Genomic DNA, 24770 nt, shown 5'->3' with positions numbered 1-24770 from the left:
ACGTTAATCGTCGTTAAAGGTGGAATAAGGACTATTGGACCATCTTTGCCTTTCATTGTTATAATTTCTGATTCCGGAAATAATCGGCCAGGTTATGATACAAAGTAAGATCAGGATGAAATTACGATACATGGGTGTATCGTTAATTACTTTTACGTTGAAAATATAAGGCCTGTTGTTATACATGGTCTTTGAATCTCTTGTCCCTGTGACCGACATAAAGTAGGTTCCTGCCGGAATACTGCTAAAATATGCGTCTCCATAAGCACTGCCTTCAGACCAGAATTCTCCATCAGAATATCCCTTATATAGTTCCAGGCCTTCTTCCATATTGTATTCTGATCCATCTTTGACATTGACAAGGGTAATGTTGAATTCGAACCAGGAATTGTCAACCGGAGCGTATAGTTTAAGTAAAAGGTTACTTTTCCACTTTTTAAGTACAAATTTCTCTGTCATAAATGTGTTGGAAGCAACCGAATCTGCAAGCTTGTAATTTTCATCCAGAACCGTTTTTTCGAGATGATTCATGTTGATGAAATATTGTGTCAGTAACATTATGACCATGACAATTAATGCAGACTGTACGATCGTACCAGTATCTGCCCAGTTTTTAGGTTGAGCGGGAGCAACTCCGTAGCTGCTTGGAATGGAACCGGAAACCTGGTTTTTGATCACATTCCGTTCAATATATTCTCCCCGAAACCAGACATTCCTGTTGCCGGATTCTTTCTCAATACTCAGAATTTCGGGCGGGGATATAAAATCAATAGCCTGGATTTCCTCGTGGTCATCAAAAATATTGCCGGGAAATTCCCCGGTACTGTAAAGGATATCGAATTTGTAGGTGAGAAACCGGTTGAAAGTTTTATCTTCAAAAGAAAAATAATTCAGGGAGGCAACAGAGGGAAGCGGAGCTTGCTGCGTTTCTTTTAACAACATCCAGTGTCCGTCAGATTCGGTCAAAAATGCATAACCTAAATATTTGTTATACAGCGTATATTCCTTCCATTTATCATATTTTGAAGCGCTGTCCTGCTTATGTGAAAAACCTATAACCCGGTAATTGACATTTTGTAGTTCAATGTCAGAGCCGATCGGAACATGGATTATTGGCGATGTCGATTTGTTTACACCGTGCGCCTGTACCAGCATACCATCCGAAACAGAAAGTCTGGTTTCACAATGATCACACACCCAGCTCTGCGCATACGGATAGGTTTCAATGACCTTTTTTGTGTTACAATTCCGGCATGCAAAAGTTTTTCCTTCTCCTGTTTTCTCTCTTAAATTTTGAAAATTCAGGTCTTCAAATGAAACCGGATGCGATTTGAATGCCATCACGGTATTTTTGCTGAACTGAATGATTTCAATTCTTCCGTTGATCGATACCGCTTCAATACTTTTTATAGGTTTGGTATGCGCTGGTTTGAAAACCGAGCCTTCTACATCAATATAATCGGCAGAATCTTTATCTGTGACTTCGTAATGCTCATTATCCGGTGTCGTAAATTGCCGGGCAGTTGAGAAGATGTTATAATCATTATGGTTGATAGGGCGGATGTAACTGGCAGGTTCATAAATTGCAAACATGCCATAACCCTCCGCCAGATACCTGATTTTTTCATCGCCCATGTCCACCGACCAGTAGTTATATACAGCCTGCTCAAACCACAAACGGAAACGGCCCGTAACTGTAAATGGAAGATTATTCCAGCTGCCGGTTGTGCCGCTCTGGATAAAATCAGCTGCGTTTTTGATTGTCAGGGTATCAGAAGCCGAAAGGTTTTCGCCGTCACGTTCCCATACGAGTCCGCAGGTGCATACTGCGAGGTTGTTAACGGTACTTTTAAAGTCTATTGTTTCTCCACAAGATGGGCAGCTATGGATGTTATTTGTATTTTCCATAGCTATCGTCTTATAGTTTGTTCAACCAAAACCATGGCTTTGAAATAAGTGCTTATTTCCTGAAACAAAGCTTTGGCGGTGGCGCTATTGTCCCGCATATAATTGCTAAGATATATATCAATATTAATCTTGTTGAATTCCGGCCAGGTATGAAGCGACAGGTGACTTTCACTCAGGCAGATCACACCGGTAAAACCGCCAGGCTGAAAATCATGATATACTTCTCCGAGTTTCTGAAGGCCATAAATTTGGATTAAACGATCCGCCAGATTTTTAAAATCTTCAAATTTATCAAGCAATGCAGTTTCGTCAGATTGCAGGGTGGCAATGATATGAAGTCCGGGTGAGTAATTTTCCAATCTTTTTTCATTAATACGTGCAGCAATTTTATCAAAAACTTGTTAATCTGCAAGACTGCTGAGCAAACGGTAAACAATTAATTGAAATAGAGTTACAGAAAGTTAATTTCCGGATTTTAGATTTTTCGTAGCCTGTAACCGCTCGTCTGCTAAATGTTCTGTAATTGTCAAAACAGGATTAATTTTGAAAAAAAGAATATTCTGTATTGATTCATTACGTAGCTTTGCGATCATATTACGATGTTCATTATCGGTGGAAAAATTTAAACAATGGATTGCGCTTGGGTTGCTAAGCCTCATGCTTGTAAAAGTGTGGGTGATTCCGTTGTTGTACCTGGATTTTGAGGTTCGTCGGGATTACATTGTCGCAAATCTCTGCGTAAACCGTAACAGACCGCAGTTGCATTGTGACGGGAAATGTTATCTGGCTAAAAAACTCGCCGCTTTGGAGGAACAGGAGAAGAAACAGGCAGAAAAAGATTATATGTCCAAACTGCTGTTTCAACCAATGGAGCTAAAAAGCTATGAGTTGATGATGCCTGCCTGCCAGATGCGGGAATCGCTTTTGGTATCCTATAATTTCCTGTTGCAGGTAAAACTTTCAAAACTCTCTCCGGATATCTTCCATCCGCCTGCAATCGTTTAAAGCCATTTTTGGGAAGGTTTTCTTTGTATAAAAGACTAAATCTGTTATATCTGCCAGGCGTATATATGCTTCTGGTTAATTTTACTGCGAATTCCATGCTTAGGAATTCTCCTGAATTGGCTGGCTCTTCAACAATGTGTTTTTCTGTCGAGATCAAAATTCCGGTTTTTCCGGATGTATTTGATTCGTAGATCTGCACGCATAATTCAATTGATTTTTTCTCATTTATAACCACAAAAATTTTTGTGGCGGCTGCTGCTTTTCGTCTGAATACGGTCTGCTGTCTTTGCCTGCATTCGAAATATAAATTCGCAGTATACGGGCTACTATGAGAGAATTCAACCGACCATTTTTTTGGTCAATTTCTTCATTTTTTGAAATAAATCCTGGTAAGTAATACCAATAAAATTATGAAACTGAAATACGCATCTGTTTACTTTTTACTTTCTTTTTTATGTGCTTCGATAACATTGGTTTCCTGTTCAAACGACGACGTCGTCATTGATCCTGCAACCAAAGGCGATCTTAGAATTGAGTTTGACAATGTGGTGGGAGACCGCGATCTGGCCCTTAATTCGGGTAATTACCAGAATGCTGCCGGGGAGGCATTTACAGTTACAACATTGAATTACTACGTTTCCAACATTAAACTCTTGCAGGCGGATGGCGGCAGTTATACCATTCCGAAGGATTCAAGCTATTTTTTGATACGTGAATCTAATGCGGAATCACAAACTGTAACATTGAAAAATGTACCTGCGGGCGAATATTCGGGTGTGCAGTTTATTATTGGTGTCGATAGTTTGAAAAGTGTTTCTGACATCTCGCAGCGTACCGGAATTCTGGACATTGGAAGCGGACCAACCAATGATGAAGCTATGTACTGGGACTGGAATCCGGGATATATTTTCCTGAAACTTGAAGGAATTTCGCCCGTTGCCACTTCGGCAAACAGCAAATTTTACTATCATATCGGTGGATTTGGAGGCCGAACTGCGAAAACTATCAATAACCTGAGAACTGTAAAAGTTGATTTTGGCGGAAAAAAGGCTTCGGTGACCAAAGATCTGAGCCCGGAAGTACATCTTTTGGCAGATGTTTTGAAAATATTCAGCGGATCCACACAGCTTAGTATCAAGGCGAACACAGGCGTAATGTTTACAGATTTTTCGCAGAACATTGCCAATAATTATGTCAACATGTTCACTCTTGATCATATTCATGCAGACTGATTTTAAAAAGAGTTTCTGCCTGATGCCCAAGATTTTAGTAATCCTGATGTTTTTTTCAGGTATCGCTATGATCGGATGTAAATCTGACAATGAAACGCCGGATCCTCAGACCGGCGTTTCATTGTCAGTCAGCTGGAAAAAGCCATCACATTTTCCGGAGCCGGTATATGATATGTCAAAAAATCCGATGACCGCAGAAGGAGTGGAGCTGGGGCGCTTTTTATTTTATGATGGGATTTTGTCCCGCACCAACGCAATCGGATGCGGAACCTGTCATCAGCAATCGGCTGCTTTTACACATCATGGGCACGATCTGAGCCATGGCATTGACGATCTGCTTGGAACACGAAATGCGCCGGCAGTGCAGAATCTGGCGTGGAGCACTTCTTTCTTTTGGGATGGCGGTGTTCATGATCTTGATTTTGTCCCGCCCTCACCAATTCAGAATAAGGTTGAAATGGGAGAAACGGTCAGTAATGTTATGGTGAAATTAAGAAATACGCCGGTGAAAGGTGCTGGCTTTCCTGTCAATTATCCGCAGATGTTCAAGGCTGCTTTTGGTACGGAAGAGATCAATACCGAACGTATGATGAAGGCCTTGTCACAATTTATGCTTTCGATGGTTTCAGCTACTTCGCGTTATGATTATTATGTGCTTGGAGATGCCTCAGCAATTACTGCGCAGGAAAAAGAAGGCCTGGGGCTTTTCAAACAAAAGTGCGGAAGTTGTCATGCAGGTGAGCTTTTTACCGATTTTAGTTTTCGAAACAATGGCCTTTCACCCAACAAAATCAATGATCAGGGAAGATATGCCATCACACTTGACGAAGCGGACCGGATGAAATTTAAAGTGCCAAGTCTTAGAAATGTCGGGCTTACGGCTCCTTATATGCATGATGGCCGTTACCGGGCATTGTCAGAAGTGCTTGACCATTATGCCAACGATCAAAACAGCAGCAAAACAGATACTATGTATATTTCTCCGACACTGGATCCGGTATTTTTGTCAACAGGCCCCAAACCCGGTATACGGTTAACTGCGCAAGAAAAACTTTCAATCATTGCCTTTCTGAAAACATTAAACGATGAGCAGTTTATTTCTGACAAGCGATTTTCTGATCCCGGAGTTGGTACAGCTTTATAAAAACAGAACTATGAAAACCAGATATATTGCCCTATATTTTCTTTTGTTATGCGCGCCGGCATCTTATGCTTGCGACGCCTGTGGCTGCTCAAACAGCGGCGCTTATTTTGGTTTAATGCCGCAGTCAAACAAGTCGCTGCTTGGTATCCGTTACAACCGCATGAATTTTGTCACCCATCCGGACAGCCATGTACTCAGAACTGAGGAAACCTTTAATGTGACTGAGATTTATGCTCGTTTTTTTCCAATAAAAAGGGTGCAGGTTATGGCATTTCTTCCTTACCGGTTTGCCCAGCAGGTCACTACTTCGGATACTAAAAAGCAAAAGGGGCTGAGCGATGCGACGGTTCTTGTCAATTACAATGTGATTAACACTTTGATGGACAAAGAAGAAAGTTCAGATTTCAACCACACGCTGATGATTGGCGGCGGAATTAAGCTTCCCACAGGCCGATTTCATTATGATGAAAATAATGTAACAGATGTGGCTAATGCCAATTTTCAATCAGGAACCGGCACAACAGACTTTATTTTGAATGCTTTTTATACGATCAATAAAGACCAGTGGGGGCTGGCCATGAACGTTTCAAGAAAATTTAATACAACAAATTCAGATCATTATCGCTTTGGTAACCAGCTTTACGGAACCGTAGATCTCTACCGTTCTTTTAAAGTTGGAGCATATTCCCTGACCCCTAACGTTGGTGTATATGCTGAAAAATCAGAACTTGGTGTGCGCGACGGAAAAAAGGTATTGGAAACTGGTGGAACGCTTTTGAGCGGAACTGTGGGTGTTACACTTTTTGCCAATCGATGGACTGTGGGGGTTAGTGGACAGAAACCGTTAAGCCAGAATCTTTCTACCGGTTTTGTTCAGGCTCGTTCGCGGGCGCTTATCCAGGTAGGTTTTTTATTTTGATAAAGCCCGGTAATAGTTAGAAGATCAATTATTACTATTACCGGGAAACTTTTTCTATGAGCTGCCCGAAAGGATTATCACAAAGAATTATAAAAAAAGCCTTTATTATTTCCCGGCCAGCATTCCCAAAGTCTGGATCGATTGACGTAAACTACTGCTCCAGGGAAGTCCGTAGCTCAGTCGCATACAATTCGAAAACTGGTCTTGTAAGGTGAAAATTCGTCCGGGTGCGATGCTGATATCATGCTTCATGGCTGATCTGTAAAAATCGGCGGTATCAATTTTCTGATCCAGTTCGAGCCAGAGGAAAAAACCACCCTGCGGCTGGCTTACCTTGGTTCCCTCCGGAAAGAATTCCTGTATTGTATTTAAATAATTGACGCTATTGTGGTGCAAAAGCTGCCTTATCTTACGTAAATGGTTTTCATATCTTCCATTTTTCAAAAAACTGCCCACGACCTCGTGGGTGATGGTTGTAGATGAAAGCGTATGGTACAATTTGGTTCTTAATACCTGTTTTTTAAATCTGCCCGGTGATACCCAGCCAACCCTGTAACCTGGTGCCAGCGTTTTGGATACGGAACCGCAGTATAACACAATTCCGCTTTCGTCATAGGCTTTACAGCTCGTTGGCCGGCTGCTTCCGAAATAAAGATCACCATAAATATCGTCTTCGATCAGTGGCACATTGAAATGTTCCATCAAGCGCACCACTTCTTTTTTATGTTCCACCGGCATTGTGTTTCCTGACGGGTTGCTGAAATTACTCATCAGAATACAAAGTGTTACCTTTTTTGATGACAGCGCCTTTTTTAAAGCGTCAAGTTCAATACCAGTATTCATGTTGGTGGGAAGTTCCAGAACAAATAGCCCCAGCGATCTTGCCAGTTGCAGAATACCAAAATACGCAGGACTCTCCATAACAATCGTGTCACCGGGTTTGGTCAGGGCCATTAAACAATACGATATTGCTCCCATACATCCAGGCGTGGTGATAATGTCTTCATCCGTCAAAGCACCTCCCCAGTTAACAGACCATTTTGCGATTTCGCGCCGGAGATTTAGATTTCCCTGAGGCTGCTCATAACCTGTTCCGCTATCAGACAGCTGCCGCATAGCCTGAATCATGCCTTTGTTCAGTTTTGCAATAGGAAGAAGTTCGTTGGAAGGAAAACCAAGCGAAAACATTGTTACCTTTTTGTCCGTCATACTTCCATAAACCTGGTCGATCAGATCTTCTCTTTCAACATTGACCGTGCTGATGACGGGTTTACTCGGGGACGGCACAGCAATCTTTCTTGACAAAATATTACTGATATAGTATCCAGACTGCGGCCTTGACTCAATTAAAGAACGACTTTCAAGTTCATAATAAGCCTTCGTAACTGTGCTCATACTATAACCCGTATGCTCGCAAACTTCCCGGATAGAGGGTAGCTTATCACCAGTATTAAAAACGCTGGCGCGAATTTGCTTCTCAACCCGGTCTGCATATTGCAGGTACAAATATTCTGCTCCTTTCATACAAAAATAAAAACTGTTGCGCTGCAATTTAATAAAACTGTATCTGTATCGCTTCTTTATTTCCCACGATTTTTGTGAAGAAAACAAATTTGAAGGTTTTGAAAGAGACAAGATATTACCTGGCCGCATTGGCTGCTTTTACGACATGGGGCTTTTTTAGTCTGGTGCTCAGGCCTTTGCGTTCGTATGCGTCAATAGACATTTTATTTTACCGCGTTTTTAGCTGCGCAGTTCTGATGCTGTTGATTGTGCTGCTGTTTATGCGCAAACAGTTAAAACAGAACTATGATTTGTTTACAGCACTTTCAAAAGAGAGGAAAAAGAATATTGTACTTATCAATATAAGCGGCAGCATTTTTTTATGCATCAACTGGTTTTCATTTATCTATGTGATGAACCACATTAGTGTCAAAGCAACTTCACTTGCTTACCTGGTCTGTCCGGTACTGACTGCGCTTCTGGCCTTTTTCACTTTGAAAGAAAAACTAAGCCGTCTTCAATGGATTTCATTGGCACTGAGCATTTCGGGCTGTATTCTTCTTTCTTATGAGGATCTTACAAATATGTTTTTCAGCATGATCATAGGTCTGAGTTACGCATGTTACCTGGTAAGCCAGCGCCGGAATACCGGATTTGACAAGTTTATAGTACTCACCCTGCATATCGTATTTTCGTCACTGATACTTCTGCCTTTTTATCCTTCTTTCGCCGGGCCGCTGCCGGTGGCCGGTGATTTTTATTTCTACATTGAAATTATTGCAGTTGTGTACACGATCATGCCGCTATTTTTGAATTTATATGCACTGAAAGGTATCAATTCATCCACAGTGGGGATGCTCCTGAATATTAATCCCATGATTGCTTTTGTGCTGGCTATTGTGGTTTATCATGAAGACATGAGTGCACTCCAGATTTCTGCGTACAGCATTATTTTCACTTCCGTGATCATCTTTAATGCCCGCCAGATTTTCGGGGTAAACAAGAAAAAGATTTCCATTGCATAGAGCGGTATTTATCTGCATTAGTTTCCTCAGCCGATTTAAAACCTTATATCATACCCAATTATGGAATTCCTGAAAAGTCAGCGCCTTGATAATTTAAAATATGAGATTCGCGGAGCCACATACCAGAAAGCACTGGAACTTGAAAGTCAGGGTTTTAAAATTCACAATCTGAATATTGGCAATCCTGCTCCTTTTGGTTTCAATTCCCCCGATGAAATTGTACACGATCTGATCCTGAACATTCGGAATGCGCAAGGCTACACCGATTCAAGAGGATTGTTTTCAGCGCGTAAAGCTGTGATGCACCACACGCAGACTCTTGGAATACAGGGAGTTGAAATCAATGATATTTTTATTGGAAACGGAGTAAGTGAGCTAATTCTGCTTTCCATGCAGGCACTTTTGAATCCCGGCGATGAAATTCTTGTACCGTCACCCGATTATCCGTTATGGACAACGGCCATCGCGTTGAGCGGAGGGAAACCTGTTCATTATGTGTGCGATGAACAATCTGACTGGAATCCGGATTTGTACGATATGGAAAGCAAAATCACTCCGCGAACGAAAGGAATAGTGCTGATCAATCCCAACAATCCCACGGGCGCCGTTTATGAAAAAGATGTACTGGAAAACATCGCAAGAATGGCTGAACGGCACGGACTTATTATTTTTTCGGATGAGATTTATGATCAGATTCTGTATGATGGTGCTAAACATTATCCGATGGGAACACTGGTTGGTGAAACGTTGTGCGTTTCTTATGGCGGGTTATCAAAAAATTACCGTTCTGCCGGTTTTAGAGGTGGCTGGATGATTTTGAGCGGTGCAAAGCTGAAAGCAAAATCTTATCTTGAAGGTATCCTTCTTTTGGCCACATTGCGTCTTTGTGCAAATGTGCCAACACAATATGCTATTCAGACTGCGCTTGGAGGTCACCAAAGTATCAAAGATCTTGTTGTTGAAAACGGAAGATTACATAAGCAAATGAATCTTGTATACGACAGGCTGGTATCCATTCCGGGTATAAGCTGTGTTAAACCGAAGGGTTCACTTTACGTTTTTCCAAAAATAGATCTTAAAAAATTTGGCCTGCAAAACGATGAGAAATTTGTCTACGAACTGCTCTGCGAACAAAAAGTGCTTGTAGTTCCGGGTACAGGTTTCAATTATATAACCGATGATCATTTCCGGATTGTATTCTTGCCAACAGTTGATGAACTGAACCAGGCTCTTGACAAGCTGGAATATTTTCTGGAATCACGACAGGTATCATCGAGTCAATTGAGTGCTGTTCTTGTCTGAGAAAGGAATGTACCTGACGGATTTTCACTTTCTCACTTTTAGTCACATTTCTATTAATAAAATATCCCGGATAAATTGTGTGGATTGGGGCTTTTGTTATTTTAGGGATTGTATCAGTCGCTGGTAATCTTCACGCAATATCAGGTTTTCAAAATCGATACCCTTCACAATTTCGTCCCAGCGTGAGGGTTTAAAAATAAAATAACCATTGCCATGAATGGCTGTTAAAATGCCAATTTCCCTTAATTCCATATAAGCTTTCTGGACTTTATCTCTCGAAACTTTCATATAAGTGCTCAAAACGTCAATCGAGGGCATTCGATCTCCATTGACAACAAGATTCTCACCCAATGCTTTAAGAATCGATAACACAATTTGTTTCGGTTTTATCAGGCGTGAATTTTCATTGAAATAAAAGATTTTTTCAAATTTTGAGTTTTTGATATATCTGATCCTTGCCCTGTAACCTTTATCAATGATTCTTTCTTCCAGGTTAACGTCAGGAACAACAGAAGGACTTTTTTTGTCGGCCGAAGATTTTACAGCAATAGGTGTGCTGGTTAATCTTTTGATAATGTTCAGCAATTGAATTTCGGCTGATTTGGGAGAAATATTAAGTTTTTGGCCGATTTCCAGATAATTCTTATTGTCGTACCAGCTCAGCGAAAATATCTGCTGGTTTTGAGCCGAAAGTTGTTGTATCGTCTCTGATAGTCTGCTTAATAAATTGGTATAGTGGTCGGTACTGCCCAGTTGTGAGACGAAACTGATAGTCGGACTATCAATGGAATTTACAAAGGCAGCGTGTTTGCCGGTTTGCAGATTCAAATAAGTATAACATTCATTTTTTACGGATTTTAGCAAATAATCCAGAAAATCAACATGCAGTCTGTTAAAGGCTTTTGTCCTGTAATATTGAAAAAAAACGTTTTTAACCAGCTCCTCTGCAACAAAAGTTGAATTCACGATCTGCGTGGCATACCTGCAATAGGGATTATAAAATTGTTTAAAAAGCATTCCCAAACCTGATTCCGGATTTTTGAGGAAAGAGGATCTGACGTGAAATGGAATCTGACTTTCTAATCTGTTGAGCATGATCTGGGTTTTGACAAGAACTAAGGTCGGATTTTGCTAATCTCTTAATTCCTCTGACTTTCGTTAAGGAAGAGCCAGAGGAAGTATGCTGATTGTAAATTTGGTGCCGCCTAATCGTACATGGGGCATTTTAGGTTTAGGAATAGCTTTTAACATTATTGCCAACACCTTTTTTTTCGAACTTTTTTCAATCTGTAGTTCAAAAAATGAGCGTTTTTCCAAATGGTATTTTAAAATGAATTACTGTTTAAAAAGACATATTGTACATATGCAAATAACTGCTTTTAAGAGGCGAAGGAGTTGTTAAATCATACATATTTTTTGACAGATCGTTCTTTTTAGAGACGCGAACTACAAGCGCACTTTTGTATAAGACATTTTTGTTGTTAGAATATAATGGATAGAGGAAATAATTATATTAAACTGTTTTTGCCGAATAGAAATCCATTTTAAACGGCTTTGTAATTATATACTGACTAGTACCGACAAATGAGCATCATTGAGCTGTGGATTATGAGGAAGGGGGATCGTTTAATATCACTCATAATCTCTATTTTATTGAGTTGCGTGGTTCCCGAATCATCTTTTTCACAGTCATTTCCATATAAATTTAATTATCTGACGGTTGACGAGGGATTATCACATACCGATGCCAATTATGTGGCGCAGGATTGTTACGGTTATATATGGGTTGCCACCAATTTTGGCCTGGATCGGTATGATGGGTATTCTGTTAAAAATTATTATAACAAGAATATACCGCTTAGCAATGCTTTTAAAAATCGAATCATCCATCTTTTTCCGGATGAAAACGGTATTATATGGCTTGTCACGGAAGACGGACTGCAATGTTTTGATCCAAAAATTGAAAAATATACTGACTTTACTATCAAAGGAAGCAAGGTAAGTCCGGCATTTTGGAAAGTTGTAAAATCGAAGGAAAACCTGATTTATGGTTTTGCTGATTTCAATGTCACTTTGTATGCGGTAAAAGGGAAATTTCTTGAAGAGAAAAAACTGAACCCTCCGTTTGCTGTCCGTTTTACTGATATGATTACCGATCGGAAAGGTGAGGTCTATTTTTCAAGTAATGAGGGAATCTGGACTCTGGATAAAAATAACCGCTTTGTCAAAATTATGGTGTCGGGCTTGCCGGGAACTGAACTGAGTCATCTGTTTTTTGATAATAACAATAATCTACTGGTCACGTCCGGAAACTCTGTTTTTCTAACTGAAAAACAGAGTTCCTCTGCCACTTCATCACAGACCAATTATTTTATAAAAAAGCAGTTTACCAGCAAAAACGAAAAAGAAATAACAGGCATTGCAGGGGGCAAAAAGCCCGAATACTGGCTCAATACAGGATCAGACCTGATTCGGCTGGATCGTGATCTTAATCATATCCAGACGGTCAACAACAAGAGCTCACAGCTTAGCCTTAATTCGAATGTTCTTGGCAAGGCTTTTGTCGACAGATCTGAATGTCTGTGGGTTTGCACCTCAGGCGGAGGAATTAACTATTGCGATCTGAATCAGAAATTATTTTATACACTTCAACATAACCCGGGGGATGCTAACTCATTGTCCGGTAATTATATACGTTCGATTGTTGAAGAGGGTGAAAATTTGTGGATTACAACGAACGTTAATGGCTTAAACCGTTATAACCTTAATACAAAAAGGTTTACACATTACAGTACCTCCTCCGGAACTACAAGATTAAAAGATGATGTAGTCGACGGATTGATACTTGACAAAGATGGGAATTTATGGATTGGCAGTTCAAAAGGAATAGAAATTTTACTACCTGACCGGAAGACATTATGGAGGCCGTCAGGTTATGAAAAGTTTCCAAAATTTGTCATCAATACATTGGAGCAGGATTATTATGGTAATATCTGGTTTGGAAATCTGGATAATTCAGGTGTCATCTGGAAAGATCGGTCTAATGAGTTTCATGTCAAATATTATGCGGAAGGGCATTATATTTTGGCCGATAAAAAGAAACCTCAATTGTTTGTTGCTACCCGGCACGGTCTGAAACGAATTATGGTCGATGCGGAAGGAAACATAATTGATACGTTTTATTTCAAAGCGTCTTCAAAACCAAACGCGCTTAGCTCAGATTATCCTGCGCAGATACGCAAGCAAAATGATAGCGTATTTTGGGTAGGGACGATAGGAGGAGGATTGAACCGACTGGCTTTACAAACCAGGACCAATGATTTTTCAGTAAAGGTTTTTGCGGAAAACTATGGTGTGTTTAATGATGTGGAAACCATCGAAATGGATGAGAAAGGGAATTTATGGATGGGTGGAAACGGACTTCAATGTTTAGATCCGTTAACCGGAAAGCTGATCCGTTATGATAAAAATGATGGTTTGCAAGGCAACAGTTTTAAGATACGTGCTTCGCATAAAGGACCACATGGCAGACTTTATTTTGGTGGGATCAATGGTCTGAATTATTTCTATCCGGACGAAATCAAGGCAAACAGGATAGAAGCCAGGCCGGTTCTTACCAATATTATCATTAATAATAAAACCCCGGAGTATAGTAGTGCTGAATCTTCTGATCAAACCATCTCTAATGCAATAGGTTATGGTAAGAAACTGAAATTGAGTTATTTACAAAATAATTTTGTCATTTCTTTTTCTGCCATGCATTTTGCAAATCCTTTAAAATGCAGCTATCGGTATCAGCTGGTCGGATATGATAAGGATTGGAAATATACAGATGGAAAAAATCCTTCGGCAGCATACAGTAACCTGGATTACAGCCATTATAAATTTATTGTAGAAGCAACTAACAATGACGGGCTGTGGAGTAAGAGCCAGGCAGAAACTGAAATCGTAGTCACACCGCCTTGGTGGAAATCGGAGGCTGCTAAAATGGTATATTTGCTGCTGTTTATTTCTGCTCTTTCCGGGATTTATATTTACCAGGCTCGTTGGTACCGTTTAAAAAGGGAGATTGAAGTAAGGGCTATCAATGAAAAAAAGAGAGAGGAAATGCACTTGCAGCGCGAGGAACTTTATCAGCAGCAGCTTACCTTTTTTACAAATATTTCTCATGAATTCCGGACGCCTTTAACACTGATTTTGGGTCCGCTTGAAAGTCTGATCAGCCAGAATACAAATGCTTCCATTGACAATTCTTATCAGCTGATTCTGAGAAATGCCAGAAGGATGATCAACCTGATCAGTGAGCTGATGAATTTTAAAAAGATTTCGGATAGCCTGATCAAATTGCAGGTACATCCGCTGAACATCAGCAAATTCTGCGTTGGGCTCGTATCTGATTTTCAGAATCTGGCGGCGAGTAAGAATATCAGTTTGAAAATGAAGGACCATACTGAAAAGAATGTATACTGGCCGCATACCGGTTTGTTTGATGTTCAGGTGCTCGAAAAAATTCTATTAAATCTTCTCAATAACGCGATCAAATATACACAGGCCGGCGGAAATATTTCCTTTGAAATATTTTCTGATATCGATAAGTTTAAACCATCTTTCGAAGTCGGATTTCAGCTGCTGAATGAGAATCACAGAGCGTCGAAGTATCTTTACTTTTGTGTATCCGACACAGGTATTGGAATTTCCAGCGATGCAATTACACGGATTTTTGACCGGTATTACCGCATTGGCAGAGAGCAGCTTGGGTCGGGTGTGGGGCTCGCGTTGGTGAAAAGTCTTACTCAGCTTCATAAAGGTGATATTTACGTTTACAGTGAGCCCTTCAAAGGAACAGAAATCATTATCGGAATTCCGCTTGGCGAAGAGAATTACAGTGAATCGGAACGGGCGTCCTTTGGCAATGATCCGGAGGTAAGGATGGAACCGGTTGATAATTCAATTTTAGCTCCGCTTTCAGATCTTGAAACAGATATTGCACCGGATGCACAGGCGGTTCATAAACACATTTTACTGGTTGACGATAATGCTGAGCTTCGATTATTTTTGAGGCAGACTTTTGAGAAATATTATTACATCCATGAGGCCGAAGACGGAAAGTCTGCGCTTGAAATTGCGTCAGAAAAAGTGCCGGATCTGATTATCAGTGATGTAATGATGCCGGGCATGAGTGGTATCGAGCTCTGCAAACTCGTGAAAGAACAGTTTGAAACCAGCCATATTCCTTTTGTCATTTTATCTGCAAAGGACGCGCTCGCCACAAAAATTGAAGGATTGGAATCTGGTGCGGATTATTATTTTGCCAAACCTTTGAGTGTGGATCTTTTGCTGCTGACAGTTCATAATATCTTTGAAAGAAGTGAAAAATTAAAATTAAGATATACAAAAAATTATCTGTCGGAAGCAACAGAACTTGTACATTCAGAAAAAGATAAGGAATTTTTCCAATCGTTGCTGGCGCTTATTGAAGCCAATATTCAGGAGCCTGATCTTGATGTGGAATTTCTATGCAAACATCTGTATATCAGCAGAACAAAACTTTATCAGAAAATAAAAAGTATTACCGATCAGTCGGTTGGAGAATTTATCAGGACAATCCGTCTTAAAAAAGCTATCCAGATTATGACGCATGAGGACATTGCTATGAATAAAGTGGTGGACCGCGTTGGAATGCAAAGCAGTTCGAATTTTTCGAGAGCGTTTAAAAAGGAATACGGAAAATCACCGCTTCAATTTATGCAGTCATTAAAAAAGAATTCTGTTTCAAACTCCTGAAACAGAATTCTCAAAAATTGTAAAGATGTAGTTTTATTTAATTTTAAACAGATTTATCGCATTATCATGAAGTATGCGTCTGGCTATGTCAATGGCTTCATTTTCTGAAAGATAACCGGTTCTAACCTTTTCTGTTAGTACATTTGATACTACGGATCTTGCTATCAGAGAATGTCCGTAAGCGTTTTCAACATTGTCGTAGTCGCCACCAAATGCCATGATTTTGTTTGCCGGGACTGTTTCAATCCACTCGTGCAGATAACGTTCACTATATGAAGGTGAAATAACCGCTGACCAGCACATATCAATGTATACGTTTCTGAAACTTTTTGCCTGAGTTGATAAAATTCCGCCGAAAGGAAAGCCTCCGTGAAACAAAACAAATTTTACATTTCGATATTCTAAAAATAAATTGGCCATATGAGAAGGATTGGCATTATCGATGATATTTCCATCACCTGACTGCAATCCGGTATGAAACTGGAAAGGAATATCATACTTTCCAGCAAGCTGGATAATCTGATGCATGATGTAATCCTGGAAAGGTTTTACTTCCTCGAATGCGAAAACTTTACCGTTTTTGCTCTTCATCAATTTTGCAAAAACACTGTCGGCAACAGCCTTGGAAACATTGTCATATTTTAATATTCTGTGATAAGCCAGGGCAGATTTTACGCCGATAATGCCTCTTCCGATTGCGTCCTGAAAAGATCTGTTTAATACTTCAACGTAAGAATCAAGAGTCGATATTTGTGTATCGTGGCGGCTTCCCAAAGTTAAAACTTCATTTTTTGAATGGATTCGGATGAAGTCATCAAATTTCTCCACATAACGAAACATAGGATCATTAGAGCGCTCAGTACCGACGTCCTGAATCACATACTTTATTTTTGCCCGTTCTTTTAGTATATAGTCATACCATTTGCCATTGTATGAATTTTTGAGTTTTTCAGACAGCAACAAGACTGTGTCGTCATTAAGATCTCTGATGCCAAAAAGTTTATCGATAGTGAGCAAAACAGTCCGGTTATAAGCTGTATTTTTTGACATCTCCCAAAACGGTTTCACCAGATTCCATTTCTCCATTACCGTGTATTTGCTGGTAAGCAGTTCCGCAAATTCAGGCTTTCCCATACCCGCCGATTTGATATCATCATCCGCATAAAGTGCAAGCAAAAACATAAAATCTGGTGCGGACTTTTGGGTGCTGACAAATTCCTGCATCAAATGTTCATGCGTATCGACCAGCTCAATATTATCTACAAAATTCTTTATCCGGACTTCAAAACCCGCTTCTGGCAGCGGACGAATCTGAACCTGAGAAAATAGGAAGGAGGGAAATAGCGATAATAGAATAATTAAATATACAGATAATGCTTTCATAACACCTGGTTGGAGTTCATTTGTAATATTGGCTTTTCATGCAACCTATTATTACTACCCATAATCTTAGGAAAGACACTATTTGTTTGGGAAGTATTTTGTTGAATACTGGGAAAAATACAAATGTTGTGGGTGTTAGTTTTATTTGATAGATAACAAAAACCTTACAAATTCATAATGCGATTGGAGCAGCTTCGGGTGTTTAAGCCCTACTTAATATCAAGTTCATCCCTCAACAATAAATCCCACGCTGCAACAGTAAGCACTTCTGCTTGTCCGGGGAAAATTTTGGTAGTCATAATACGGTGAACTTCTTCGTCGCGATCCGCACAGCAGTCAGAGAGCACTGTTAGCTGATAATCTTTATCGGTGGCTTCACGCAGCGTGGATAGTACAACGCCGCTTGTGGAAATTCCAGTCAAAATTAAATGTTCGATTCGTTTTGCCCTTAAAATTACTTCCAGATCACTGCCTGTAAATGCGCTTATACGACGTTTAATGACGGTAATGTCGCCAGGAAGCGGCGCTATGTCCGGGTGAATTTCTACAAACTCATCCATGTTAGCTTGTGATAAAACCTGTCTGGAAGCATTAAAACCTTTATTATTGGAACTGATTTCAGGCAATCCGTTTCTGAAACCCAGTACCACGTAAATGACAGGAATTTCCTGACTACGGGCTCTGGCAATTGCAGCGGCCACATTGGCGATTAGCTTCTCTTTTTCCGCCAGCCTTGCCAGTGTTCCCATTTGTAAATCCAGGACTAAAAGTGCTGTATTTTTTGTTTTGCTTTCCATGTATAATCAAGAATTTGGAGAATTTAAACTTTGTCTTTGTTGACAAAATGAATTGAACAAAAAATACTTATCAGCGCAAAACCTGCAAAAAAAAGAATTGCAGATAAATTATCACCCATTGAAATTTTGCCAAATCTGATAAGAAACAATGCTACAATCAGATTCATAAATGCCCAGAGAATATTGATTACAGGTGAGGATAAACCCTTGCCCGGCGGATTTGAAAATGGCGTTGGAAAAGCGTCTCCGGTTATTCCTTTTACAAAATGCGGGACAAAATTTGCCAGAAACAGACCAGCCCAAAAACCGCTGAAATATTGATACCAAGCCATAAATTGGAGTGTTTTAGATGAAAATGTAACTAGTTAGACTGAATTGATTTTTCTCTGCTTTTCTTATTGTTTTTTTCGGAAGGTTTTAATAAGAATTTGGAAAATATAAGAGCGATAATGAGTGCAAGTATTCCCTGGCAAAACATGGTCAGCGGAGCGGATATTTTTTGAGATACCGTACCGACTAGTAAACTTCCCAAAGGCAGCATCCCAAAATAAGCCATCGCAACGTAGCTCATTACACGTCCACGCATTTCGGGAGCAGATTCCATTTGAATAAGGGTAATGCCAGCCGTCATGGGAGAAAGCGATACAAATCCTATAACAACGGCAAACGGTATTGCGGCAGGTAAATATTCAACGCGTGAAAAAACGATCAAACCAACACCCAAAATGGAAACACTAATCAGGAGAACTGATTTTAAGCGACTTACTTCCTTTATCGAAGCCATAAATAAACTGCCCATTATAGCACCCAGACCTACAAAACTGCTGATATAGCCGTACGTAGCAGCATCACCGTTATAGACAATTTTGGCAAAAAACGGCATCATTGTATCATACGGCAAAACAAGCAAGCTCAAAACCAGAAGCATGAGCATGACAAGGCCGATTAACGGTGTATTTTTTAGATAAGTAAATCCTTCTAAAAGCTCGGTGATCACTTCTTTTTTTACCAGCGGAGGTTGAAAATCAGGTAGTTTCATCAGTAATAATGAGGTGATCACAGCCACAAAGCTGAACGCATTTACAGAAAAACATATGCCCGCGCCGAATTCATTAAGTACAATTCCGGATAAAGCCGGTCCGATAAGCCTGGCTATATTGACCATGGCTGAGTTGAGTGCTAACGCGTTAGGCAAATCTTCCTTGTTGTTAATCATTTCGTGTACCATGGGCTGTCTGGCTGGCACGTCAAATGCATTAATGATGCCCAGTACAACACTTAATGTCAATATTTCCCAGATCACATAATGGTTGTTCAGGATTAAAACAGCCAGCATAATAGCCTGAATCATAGAGGCTGTCTGAGTAACCAGCAATATTTTATACCGGCTGTAACGGTCGGATACAATCCCGCCGAAAAGGGACAATAAAAAGGAAGGAAATTGCTGGGCAAATACAGCCAGTCCAAGCATAAAAGCTGAATGGGTCATGGAATAAATCACCCAGGTAACGGCGGTCCGCTGCATCCAGGTGCCAATCTGCGAAACAGATTGTCCGCAGAAAAACAACATATAATTGCGGTTTTCGAAAGCGCGGAAGGTGCTGGTTAAACGATCTGTTTTCATATAATTATTTACTATTCGACATTATTAGTCATTTTGTCGAAAATTGATCAAATTTTTTTACTTCTTTAATCCTTGTATGATCAAGGTGGTTAATGTTTGCATAGAGGAATCAATCCGGCTAAAATCATTTTCCATTAAAATTTCACGTTTAAGTCCATGGATTGCTGCCAGCAGCACAAACTGTACTGACTCTTGCTCTGTCTGGTCCATGCTTCTAAGTTCTTGATTTTCAATTCCTTCCTTTAATATCCGACTTATTACAGCCGTTTCCTTTTCCATGATCCGTCTGCGAATGGCTTGTTTTGCTTTGTTGTAATCAGAAAGTTCGGCAGCGTCCATACCTTCATCAATTGTGCTGAAAAATGATCTTTTGCTTTGGGCGACCGTCAGTTTGGTCATAAAAAATGCGTAGAGCTTTTTTTCGGCAGTTGTTTCTTTGTCAATTGCTTGTGAAATACTCATTTGCATATCTATAATTTCGGCATCAACAACGGCATCAAATATCTCTTCCTTGCTTTTGTAGTAATAATAAAGTGAACTTCTTCCTTTACCAATAGCTTTGGCCACATCATCCATAGTAACCTTTCGCAGGCCATATTTCTGAAAAAGCTGCTTGGCTGCCAGAAGTATCTGCTGCTGGATAACTTCATCTTTGGCTGGATTTCGAACGATCATTTAGCAAGGAAATTTAGACTCGATGTAAAATTAATAACAATAGACATAATGTCAAATTTTGTCAAAATGTTTAATTGTTTTTTAATTTTGTAGTAAATCTTGCAGGATACCAGACCTTTATTCAAAATGTTTTAAGACTAAATTGAGCAAAAGAAAATTATCATTAAAAACGATTTGATTTTAACGAGGTAGTTTAAAATACAAATCGGGCTTAATTAATTTGTTTTTTTGTAGTTCCGGATTGCCCATCCGTTTAGTATAGCGGCAAAGCCTACCAGATAGAAAAACTCCATTTTTACATCATTAAAACCACTTCCTTTCAGAATAATCATCCGGTCTGTTTTGACAAAATGCGCCACTGGTGTCATGTTAGAAATCACCTTTGCCCAACCCGGCATCCCGTCGGTGGAGGTGAAAAAACCACTCATTAAAATGAAAATCATGATGAAGAAAAAGGCGACAAACATTGCCTGGACCTGATTGTCACTATATGTGGAAATTAAAAGGCCAAACCCAAGCAGTGCAACAAGGTACACTGCGGCAAAGGAATAAAGAGTAAGAAAACTTCCGCGCGGAACGATCCCATATACAAGCCAGCTGATCGTCAGTCCAAGCGTAAAAACGATCATTCCGATTACCCAGAATGGAATCAGTTTACCCAGAATGAATTCCCATTTTTTGATCGGTGTTACGTTAATCTGCTCAATGGTTCCGACTTCTTTTTCCTTAACAATATTCAAAGCAGTGACAAATCCACCGATCATTGTCAGTAGTAAAACCAGAATCGCAGGAACGACATTATATTTATACTCAGCTCTGGGATTAAACCAGTTTGTATATGTAATATCGATTGCTCCCGACTGCTCAGGTGCAACTGCTCCACGCAGGTTCATGTCAATATTCACGTTAAAATCGGTGATAATGGAATTCAGATATTGTCCGCCGATTCCTGCTTTTGTACCATTGATCGCATCTACCGAAATTCCAATTTTTTGCACACCCTCGCGTACGAGATTGCGCTCAAAACCGGCAGGAATTTCCATGATAAGATCTGCTTGTCCTTTTTCGATATAGGTTAATGATTTTTTGAAAGAAGTTTCAGCGCTGACCACTTTGAAATATCCGGAGGAAGCAATTTTTGAAATAAGTTTTTGTGAATACGTGCTATGATCCTGATCAACAATTGAAATATTGATACTCTTCACATCAAAATCAATTGCCAGCGGAAATATTACTAACTGGATAATCGGGAGCATAAACATGATGCGAAGGATTGTGGTATCGCGCCGGATTTGCCGGAATTCTTTCTGTAACAGGAAACCGAGCACTTTCATTGTAGTCTGATTTTAAAATTTTTCAAAGCAACACCCAGTAAAAGGAGAGTCATTCCGGTTAGTATCAGCGTCTCTTTCCATACGTACTGAAATCCAAGTCCTTTTAACATCACAGCTTTTACAATAATAAAATACCAACGAGCCGGAACGATATGTGAAATAATTTGAAACGGTAACGGCATATTTTCAAGTGGAAAAAGAAAACCTGTAAATATCAGTGTTGGAAGCATCATGCCCATCATAGAAAGCAGCATTGCCGTTTGCTGGGAATTGGTAATATTGGAGATCATCAAGCCCAATGAAAGACAGGTAATGATAAAAAGTATGCTCTCAAAAAACAGGAGAAAAACGCTGCCTTGGATCTGAACGTCCAGTAAATAAACGGCCAGCAGTAAAATCAAAATCACATTGATCATTGATAAAAGCAGATACGGTACAGCCTTAGCAATCAGTACGAAAACTGGTTTGAAAGGCGAAACCAGCAAAACTTCCATGGTGCCAAGTTCCTTTTCCTTCACCACGGCAACGGAAGTCAGCGTGGTACAGACAATCATTAAAACAAGCGCCATTACACCAGGAATAAAGTTCAGCGAGCCGTTTCCTTCTTCATTGTAAAGCATGCGGGTTTCTGGAATGATCCGGTACGATAAAGCAGGCGAAGGAGCAATCTGCTGCTGATAATCCATGATTATTGCAGTCAGGTAATTCACGACCGTTTTTGCGATATTAGGATCGGATCCATCGGTAATTATTTGTACCTGACTTTTTCCAATATGCAAAAGATCTTCTCCGAAGTGCGCTGGAAAAATAAGTGCACATTTAATATTTCCTTTCTTAAAAGTTTTTTCAATATCCTTAAAATTCAAAACCGATGCCTGAACCTGAAAGTAAGAAGAAGTCTTAATTTTGTTTGTAATCTGTTGTGAATTAATGTCTTTGGCGTTATCTAAAATAATAATTTCAATGTTCTTCACTTCATTGGTTAAGGCAAAACCAAAGAGAATAATTTGTACAACAGGAAGTCCGAACATGATTAACAATGTTCGTCGATCTCTGAATACATGAAAGAATTCTTTCTTTATAAAAGTTGAAAGTTGAGAGTTGAAAATTGAAAGTTTTTTCATCGACCCAGACTGGATTTAGTAGACTTAATAATACTGGCTAAGAATTTTGTAATACATATTCACGAAGTTCAACAGATAAAAATTGTACATGTTTACAATCCTGATTGCGAAAGCGATTGACTTAGGTGCCACCACATTATTTTTCATATAAGTTTTCCCATATAGACTATATCTGAAAAACAAGTCACTCAACAACTCACTCCCAATTATTAAATTCAAATAAATTCCCGCTATCACCACTTTCAACTTTCAACTCTCGACTCTTTTGGCGCCTCGGGCTAGCTGATAAAAAACCTCGTCCATCGACTCCACCCCGAATTTCTTTTTTAAATTTGAAGGAGAGTCCAGCGCTTCTACTTTTCCGTCGACCATCACTGAAATCCTGTTACAGTATTCTGCTTCGTCCATGTAATGTGTTGTTACAAAAATGGTGATTCCTGAGGCGGCTGCTTCGTAGATCATATCCCAAAACTGTCTTCTGGTTACCGGATCCACACCACCGGTTGGTTCGTCCAAAAAAACAATTTGCGGACGGTGAAAAATCGCTACTGAAAATGCAAGTTTTTGCTTCCAGCCCAGCGGCAATTCGCCAACTAGTTTTTTGGCTTCTGATTGCAATCCAAGTGTTGTGATCAATTCATCAATTCGTTTCTTTATTTCTTTTCTCGATACGCCGTAGACACCTCCATAAAATTCAATATTTTCAAGTACCGTCAGGTTTTCATACAAAGAAAACTTCTGGCTCATGTAGCCAATATTTTTCTTGATACTTTCCTGCTGTTTATAAACATCAAAACCAGCAACCGTGGCTGTCCCGGAAGTAGGGAAGGAGAGGCCGCACAAAATCCGCATCGCAGTGGTTTTTCCGGCCCCGTTTGCACCCAAAAATCCAAATATTTCTCCTTTGGCTACTTCAAAGGAAATCTTGTTTACAGCATAAAAATCTCCAAACTGCTTGGTGAGTTCCCTGCAAACGATGGCTTTGTTGTCATCCATAATTTTAGAAATTAGCGCGCCGGTTCCTGTGTTTTCTCTCGCATCAGACGGATAAAACTGTCTTCAATACCGGGTGTGATTTGCTGTATCAAAATATCGCTATGCCCTTTCTGAATGGCAAATGCTTTCAGCTCTTCTAAATCACTATCGCCGTTTTCTTTCAAAGTAATATGAAGAAATTCGCCAAAAGCATAGCAGCTATCTACCTTTGGATCTGAGCGGAAATCATTTAACAGTTTGTAAATACTTTCTGATTTTGCCGCAAAAAGAGTGGTAGGGAAAGATTTGATAATATTTTCCGGCGTATCTACACTCATGATTTCGCCATTCTGGATCAGTGCAATTCTCTCGCATAAATTCGCCTCGTCCATGTATGGCGTTGAAACCAGAATCGTAATCCCTTTTTCCTTTAAAGCTTTCAGCATTGCCCAAAATTCTTTACGCGAAACTACATCTACGCCGGTTGTCGGTTCGTCCAAAAGCAGCACCTCCGGTTTGTGTATCAGTGCACAACAAAGCGCCAGTTTTTGTTTCATTCCGCCGGAAAGCTTACCGGCGCGACGGTCGCTGAATGGTTTAATCTGGTCATAAATATCCTTGATCAACTCATAATTCTCATCAATCGTCGTCCCGAAAATAGTGGCAAAAAATTCAAGATTTTCTTTGATTGTCAGATCCTGATACAAAGAAAATTTTCCGGGCATATAACCAACACGGTTACGGATCTGTTGATAATCTTTTACGACATCAAAGCCAGCCACCGTCGCGCTGCCGCTATCAGCCAATAAAACAGTGGTCAGGATACGAAATAAGGAAGTTTTTCCCGCGCCATCAGAACCAATCAATCCAAAAAGCTCTCCCTTCCTCACTTCAAAGGAAACTTCATGCACAGCCCGTACCTTTCCCTTGTCGTAAGTTTTGGAGATTTTATGAAGTTCGACTGCGTTCATTTTTTTTAGTTGAAAGTTAAAAGTTGAAAGTGAGGAGTTGAAAATGATGGGGAATATTTTGATGA

20 protein-coding genes are annotated in these 24770 nt (G+C 39.9%); 7 read left to right on the top strand and 13 right to left on the bottom strand.

Features of this window, described 5'->3' with window-relative positions:
• Positions 1-3: 3 nt before the first annotated feature.
• Both IEE83_RS16860 and IEE83_RS16855 read right to left on the bottom strand, forming a co-directional pair.
• Entirely contained in the window at positions 4-1908 is a 1905-nt protein-coding gene (locus IEE83_RS16860) for a DUF4178 domain-containing protein (protein WP_194121699.1), read from the bottom strand.
• A 2-nt stretch (positions 1909-1910) separates the two neighbouring features.
• Complete coding sequence (locus tag IEE83_RS16855; RefSeq protein WP_194121698.1) at positions 1911-2267, bottom strand: S-adenosylmethionine decarboxylase family protein; 357 nt, start codon at positions 2265-2267, stop codon at positions 1911-1913.
• Between the two features lie 184 nt (positions 2268-2451).
• On the opposite strand from IEE83_RS16855, the gene IEE83_RS16850 reads away from it, so the two are divergent.
• The 4 genes from IEE83_RS16850 to IEE83_RS16835 all read left to right on the top strand — a co-directional run bounded on the left by IEE83_RS16850 (position 2452) and on the right by IEE83_RS16835 (position 6208).
• On the top strand, positions 2452-2913 hold the full coding sequence (locus IEE83_RS16850; RefSeq protein WP_194121697.1) for a hypothetical protein: 462 nt from the start codon (positions 2452-2454) through the stop codon (positions 2911-2913).
• Positions 2914-3323: 410 nt separating this feature from the next.
• A complete protein-coding gene (locus IEE83_RS16845) occupies positions 3324-4145 on the top strand; it encodes an MbnP family protein (protein ID WP_194121696.1) in 822 nt (273 codons plus the stop codon).
• A 22-nt stretch (positions 4146-4167) separates the two neighbouring features.
• Positions 4168-5289 (top strand): cytochrome-c peroxidase, encoded by a 1122-nt coding sequence (locus tag IEE83_RS16840; RefSeq protein ID WP_194121695.1) that lies wholly within the window; start codon positions 4168-4170, stop codon positions 5287-5289.
• Positions 5290-5299: 10 nt separating this feature from the next.
• Positions 5300-6208 carry a transporter family protein gene (locus IEE83_RS16835; RefSeq protein WP_194121694.1) on the top strand — a complete coding sequence of 303 codons (909 nt, stop codon included), beginning with the start codon at positions 5300-5302 and terminating at the stop codon, positions 6206-6208.
• A 105-nt stretch (positions 6209-6313) separates the two neighbouring features.
• On the opposite strand, the gene IEE83_RS16830 is transcribed toward IEE83_RS16835, so the two are convergent.
• Positions 6314-7732 carry an aminotransferase-like domain-containing protein gene (locus tag IEE83_RS16830; RefSeq protein ID WP_194121693.1) on the bottom strand — a complete coding sequence of 473 codons (1419 nt, stop codon included), beginning with the start codon at positions 7730-7732 and terminating at the stop codon, positions 6314-6316.
• Positions 7733-7806: 74 nt separating this feature from the next.
• Here IEE83_RS16830 and IEE83_RS16825 point away from each other — a divergent pair, with 74 nt between their 5' ends.
• Both IEE83_RS16825 and IEE83_RS16820 read left to right on the top strand, forming a co-directional pair.
• Positions 7807-8736, top strand: a complete 930-nt coding sequence (locus IEE83_RS16825; RefSeq protein ID WP_310588521.1) for an EamA family transporter — start codon at positions 7807-7809, stop codon at positions 8734-8736.
• Positions 8737-8796: 60 nt separating this feature from the next.
• Positions 8797-10038: a pyridoxal phosphate-dependent aminotransferase gene (locus IEE83_RS16820; protein ID WP_194121692.1), complete on the top strand. Its 1242-nt coding sequence runs from the start codon at positions 8797-8799 to the stop codon at positions 10036-10038.
• Between the two features lie 96 nt (positions 10039-10134).
• Here IEE83_RS16820 and IEE83_RS16815 read toward each other — a convergent pair whose 3' ends face one another.
• Entirely contained in the window at positions 10135-11133 is a 999-nt protein-coding gene (locus tag IEE83_RS16815; RefSeq protein WP_194121691.1) for a sigma-70 family RNA polymerase sigma factor, read from the bottom strand.
• A gap of 489 nt (positions 11134-11622) precedes the next feature.
• Between IEE83_RS16815 and IEE83_RS16810 the strand changes: the two genes are divergently transcribed.
• Complete coding sequence (locus tag IEE83_RS16810) at positions 11623-15822, top strand: hybrid sensor histidine kinase/response regulator transcription factor (protein ID WP_194121690.1); 4200 nt, start codon at positions 11623-11625, stop codon at positions 15820-15822.
• Between the two features lie 33 nt (positions 15823-15855).
• Here IEE83_RS16810 and IEE83_RS16805 read toward each other — a convergent pair whose 3' ends face one another.
• From IEE83_RS16805 to IEE83_RS16765, 9 genes are all read right to left on the bottom strand, one after another.
• Positions 15856-17205 carry an amidohydrolase family protein gene (locus IEE83_RS16805; protein ID WP_194121689.1) on the bottom strand — a complete coding sequence of 450 codons (1350 nt, stop codon included), beginning with the start codon at positions 17203-17205 and terminating at the stop codon, positions 15856-15858.
• 209 nt (positions 17206-17414) lie between these two features.
• On the bottom strand, positions 17415-18002 hold the full coding sequence (locus IEE83_RS16800; protein ID WP_194121688.1) for a cysteine hydrolase family protein: 588 nt from the start codon (positions 18000-18002) through the stop codon (positions 17415-17417).
• Positions 18003-18025: 23 nt separating this feature from the next.
• Positions 18026-18334 carry a hypothetical protein gene (locus tag IEE83_RS16795; protein ID WP_194121687.1) on the bottom strand — a complete coding sequence of 103 codons (309 nt, stop codon included), beginning with the start codon at positions 18332-18334 and terminating at the stop codon, positions 18026-18028.
• A gap of 29 nt (positions 18335-18363) precedes the next feature.
• A complete protein-coding gene (locus tag IEE83_RS16790) occupies positions 18364-19626 on the bottom strand; it encodes an MFS transporter (protein WP_194121686.1) in 1263 nt (420 codons plus the stop codon).
• Positions 19627-19683: 57 nt separating this feature from the next.
• Complete coding sequence (locus IEE83_RS16785) at positions 19684-20301, bottom strand: TetR/AcrR family transcriptional regulator (RefSeq protein WP_194121685.1); 618 nt, start codon at positions 20299-20301, stop codon at positions 19684-19686.
• Between the two features lie 215 nt (positions 20302-20516).
• The gene (locus tag IEE83_RS16780; RefSeq protein ID WP_194121684.1) at positions 20517-21635 is read right to left on the bottom strand and encodes an ABC transporter permease; all 1119 of its coding nucleotides are present in this window, start codon (positions 21633-21635) and stop codon (positions 20517-20519) included.
• Positions 21632-22759: an ABC transporter permease gene (locus tag IEE83_RS16775; RefSeq protein WP_194121683.1), complete on the bottom strand. Its 1128-nt coding sequence runs from the start codon at positions 22757-22759 to the stop codon at positions 21632-21634. Before IEE83_RS16775 ends, IEE83_RS16780 begins: the two co-directional genes overlap by 4 nt.
• 249 nt (positions 22760-23008) lie before the next feature.
• Entirely contained in the window at positions 23009-23755 is a 747-nt protein-coding gene (locus IEE83_RS16770; protein ID WP_194121682.1) for an ABC transporter ATP-binding protein, read from the bottom strand.
• An 11-nt stretch (positions 23756-23766) separates the two neighbouring features.
• Complete coding sequence (locus IEE83_RS16765) at positions 23767-24705, bottom strand: ABC transporter ATP-binding protein (RefSeq protein WP_194121681.1); 939 nt, start codon at positions 24703-24705, stop codon at positions 23767-23769.
• Positions 24706-24770 lie beyond the last annotated feature (65 nt).

Source organism: Dyadobacter subterraneus, from assembly GCF_015221875.1.
GTDB lineage: Bacteria > Bacteroidota > Bacteroidia > Cytophagales > Spirosomataceae > Dyadobacter > Dyadobacter subterraneus.
The sequence above is the reverse complement of the archived record's forward strand: the minus strand, read 5'-3'. Positions and strand labels throughout refer to the sequence as shown.